Annotated in this window: 3 protein-coding genes and 2 pseudogenes; 2 read left to right on the plus strand and 3 right to left on the minus strand. The window is 67.6% G+C overall.

Annotated elements, in window-relative coordinates; translation table 11 throughout:
• Together EOA28_RS27615 and EOA28_RS27620 are read right to left on the minus strand one after the other, a co-directional pair.
• Window positions 1–433 (minus strand): annotated as a pseudogene (locus EOA28_RS27615) (nodulation protein NfeD); the annotation flags it as partial.
• Window positions 434–656: 223 nt separating this feature from the next.
• Window positions 657–968: a hypothetical protein gene (locus tag EOA28_RS27620; RefSeq protein ID WP_127252395.1), complete on the minus strand. Its 312-nt coding sequence runs from the start codon at window positions 966–968 to the stop codon at window positions 657–659.
• A 642-nt stretch (window positions 969–1,610) separates the two neighbouring features.
• On the opposite strand from EOA28_RS27620, the pseudogene EOA28_RS27625 reads away from it, so the two are divergent.
• Both EOA28_RS27625 and EOA28_RS27630 read left to right on the plus strand, forming a co-directional pair.
• Window positions 1,611–2,010: pseudogene (locus EOA28_RS27625) on the plus strand (low affinity iron permease family protein).
• 172 nt (window positions 2,011–2,182) lie between these two features.
• Window positions 2,183–2,422 (plus strand): hypothetical protein, encoded by a 240-nt coding sequence (locus EOA28_RS27630; RefSeq protein WP_126083367.1) that lies wholly within the window; start codon window positions 2,183–2,185, stop codon window positions 2,420–2,422.
• Between the two features lie 439 nt (window positions 2,423–2,861).
• Here the strand turns inward: EOA28_RS27630 and EOA28_RS27635 are convergent.
• Window positions 2,862–3,923 (minus strand): MFS transporter (locus EOA28_RS27635; RefSeq protein WP_128315481.1); only part of this gene is annotated, 1,062 nt, incomplete at its 5' end.

Genomic DNA, 3,923 nt, shown 5'->3' on the forward strand with positions numbered 1-3,923 from the left:
TGTCCTTCTCGCCGCCTGGAAGCGACGGCAGGCCGCCGAGCTCGACCGGCGTCGCGGCGCCGAGATTGGTGCCGGGCGCCATCGCCGCGACGTGGGTGGCGTAGAGGATGTAGGTGCCGGCGCTGGCCGCGTGGCCGCCGGAGGGCGCGACATAACCGATGACGGGCACAGGCGAGGCCAGGATGTCGGCGATCATCTCGCGCATCGAGGTGACGAGGCCGCCCGGCGTATCGAGCTGAAGGATGAGGACCGCGGCATCGCGCCTGGCGGCGGTGTCGAGCGCCTCCTCGAGTTGCCTGGTGCTTGCCGGCCCAATGGCGCCGTCGACGGCGATGCTCAACGCAACCTTCCCGCTCCCGGCGGAGGAGAAGGCAGAAACGGCGGCCGCGCCCAAAAGAGCGGCGGCGAAGAAGGCCACTCGCGCGATGCTCACGCTCAACGCTCCATGGCTCAAATATGGGTTGTGTCGCCGCGAAGTCCAATGGGGAGTTGAGGCGCAACGCGCCATCTTGCCTCGCAAGGCCGCTCGAGCGAAATCACAAGGCGGCCAGCCCTACTCGGACGATCCGGCGCCGCGGGAGGCCTGCGCTAGGAATAAAATCGGGAAACAACGCGGCCGGCCCGTGCTTCGCTGCGCACAACCCGGCCGCGTTGCGTCAATAGTCGGAGTCGCTCTCGACCACGACCGGACGGTGATGGTGCCGGTGGCCGATCGAACCCGTGACGATCACGGTGTCGTCGCGGCGGTGGTGGCGGTGACGCCAGGCGCGCTTGCCATTGTCGTAAAAGGCGACCGTGCCGTGGTGGCGGTGGTGAAGACGGTGGCCCTCGTCGTTGATGACGACCGCCGGGCGGTGGTGATAGTGATGCCTGTTATGCGTCCTGATGACGACATCGGCCTCGGCCGCGGAGGCGACGGCGGGCGCTGCGACACAGAGCGCCAGGGCAGCAAGAAGCACTGTTTTCATTGCTCTTTTCCTAATTCCTGAATTCATCCCTTCGCCGGGTAAACCGCCGCCCGCCGCTTTGGTTCCCGCCCGGGTTGCATCCGCAATGGGACCGCGCCAGGCGGAAAGCACAGCCGGTGGCAGGCTCAGCTTTCGCGCCGACGCCGGAGCGCCATGTAGCGCAGGTAGGTCGTGGCGGCCGCGTCGCAGGCGCGCCGCCCGGGGCCGTTGGCCTCGATCATCGTTTGGCGAGCCGCGGCGGCAGGCCGTATTTGGCGGCGAAGAACGCCGGCTCGTAGGGTTGGTCGTCTAAATCATCTGTCGGTCTATCAAGGCTCATGTGTGCTCCCCTATCGGCGACGCGCGAAAAATCGGCGCGCGTGCCAATGCGAAGCCCTGGCTTTGGTTGCGGCGCTCGGTCCTCTTCGCACGCCCGTCCGACCTCAGTCCGACATCGCTTTGCGACCGTCGCCGGATTGGGGAACGAAAGCTTCCCAGCCTCGTTTGCCGGCGGGGAATTCGCGGCAGGGCGCCCGCCAAGAGGAGCAATGAACATGGACGACGATCGCAACAGTGTTCTGGAGGCGCGCTGGCTTCTGGCGGTGCCGGCATCGGTGCTGCTCACCGTGCTGGTAGCCGGCATGCTGCTCGGATAGTCGGACGATGAACCGCCTGCTCTTCCGCATCGCCGATTTCCTGTCGCGCCCGCCCGGCTTCTACGCGATGCTTGCCGCCAATGGCCGCCTGCACGCTGCTGGTGCCGCTCGGGCTTACAGGCGTGGTGACCTATGCCCTGTCCGTGGCGGCCATCATCATCACCGGGGTGGTCCTCATCCAGGGCTACCGGGACACCGCCGCCATCCACGCCAAGCTCGACGAGATCGTCATTGCGCTGAAGCAGACGCGCAACGACGTGGTCGGGCTCGAACATGCCGAGCCGCATGAGATCAAATCCAAGCTGATGGCACTGGAGATCGAGGCCGGGCGCCTGGCGGCGTCAGAGGCGTTAAACGGCGCGAGAGATGAGGCCGGCGCCGCAGTGGGTGGGGGTTCGTTGGGCTAGCTGAGGCACCGGCCGAAGGCGGAATGGGCACCGCCGCCAGGCAAAGATAGGCCTCTCAGGCGGCGGCGAAATTACGCGATCGCGGAAGCCTCCAGGAAGCCGTCCCGGCGTAGCTTTGTCACGCGGGCCGATCGGAACAAAATGCCGGGCACCGCCGTTTTTGGGGATGGTCATGTTCGCCCCGCTCGATATGCACGGCGAGAAGCGCGCCGATCTCCACCGGGCCGCAAGGCTGTCGATGCTGCATGAGCGCGTGGTGAAGCGCTTCGACAGGGTCGACCATTCAGCCGATGCCGTCGAGACCGCCGCGGCCGCATTCGTCGAGATCACGCATCGGCCGGCCGTCTTCGTTGCGCCATTCCGGCCAAACAGGAGACCTGAAACTGCGGCCGGCTGGACGCTCGGGCTGTAACTTCCCGAGGGACAGTGATCAGTGAGGCGGCGTGTTGCGTGCCCTGATCATATCGCGCCTTCTCAACTCGGCATATACCGCCTCGCGGTCCCCACGGTATCGCCCCAGCAATCTCATCGCCTCGTCGCGCTCCACACGCCCGAGTTTCATCATAAAGCGAAGTTCACGCTCAGGAATCAGAGGCTGAGCTTCCTGCCGCTGCCACCATGTTTCATGCATCGCTCGCCCTCCCCGCCACGCCCACTCGACAGTCCGCGGAAGCGCTGCCCCGCCCTGCCCGTCTAGACGTTATAGACCATCCATGCGTTGGCCTGAGTGAGACTGCGCACACTTCTCAGCTCTGACATTTGCATTTGTTAACGGAGTCTCCCTTTCCTTCCCGCCGGGCATCGCCTCGCGTCCGCATCCTTGTGTCACAGCGCAGGCTGGGCTCCGGAAATCAGGCGCTGCAGCGCTCCCTCCGACCGCTGGCAACCGCAATTGCAACCGCGACGACGACCAACCCCGCAGCCACCGCAAAGGTCATCGCCATTCCGCGCGCGACGGCCGCCGGGGCCGCCGCCGCGATATCGCTCGTCCCCACGGCGAAGGCGAACACCGCGCCCATCACCGCCGTGCCGGTGACGAGGCCGAGATTGCGCGAGAGGCTGAGCATGCCCGACACCACGCCGCGCTCGCTTCTGTCGACATCGGCCATGACGGCGGTATTGTTGGCGGCCTGGAACAGTTGGTAGCCCGGCGTGAGCACGGCGATCGCCGCCGCGTAGCCGGCAACGCCGAAGAGGCCCGGGAGCGGTGTGAGCGCGGCGCAGCCGGCGACCATCAGCGCCAGGCCGGCGACGACCATCGCGGCCGCCCCCAGCCGATCGACGATACGCCCGGCAATGACGCCGCAGACCGCCGAGACCACGGGGCCGATCGACAGCACGGCTCCGGTCGCCGCTTCGCTCAGGCCCAGCGCGCGCGACAGGAAGAACGGGCCGACGACCAGGGTGGCCATCATCACCGTCGAGACCAGCGCGTTCATGGCGAGGCTCGGCGCCAGCACCCTGTCGCGCAGCAGCGCGAGCTTGACCAGGGGCGACGCCACCCTGGCTTCGGCGACGACGAACAGCGCCGCGCCGGCCGTGGCCGCGCCGAGCAGCGCCGCGTTGAGGCCGCCGAAATGGCCGCGCCCGATGGTCATGGCCATTGCATAGGCGCCGAGCGTGGCGGCGAGCAGCAGCGTGCCCGGCACATCGAAGCGGGCCTTCGCGCCCCCCGCCTGGCGCGGGATGCTTGCCGCTGGAAGGAAGCGCCAGGCCGCGAGCAGCGCGACGCCGCCCAGCGCGGCATTGACGAGGAAGATCGAGCGCCAGCCGAGCGCGGCGATCAGCACGCCGCCGAGCGAGGGGCCGAGCGCCGTGCCGATCGCCGACATGGTGCCGAGCAAGCCCATGGCGCTGCCGGTGCGCTCCTTCGGCACCGTCTCGCCGACGATGGCTATTGTCAGCGCCATCAT

Source organism: Mesorhizobium sp. M2A.F.Ca.ET.067.02.1.1 (assembly GCF_004023285.1).
Classification (GTDB): domain Bacteria; phylum Pseudomonadota; class Alphaproteobacteria; order Rhizobiales; family Rhizobiaceae; genus Mesorhizobium.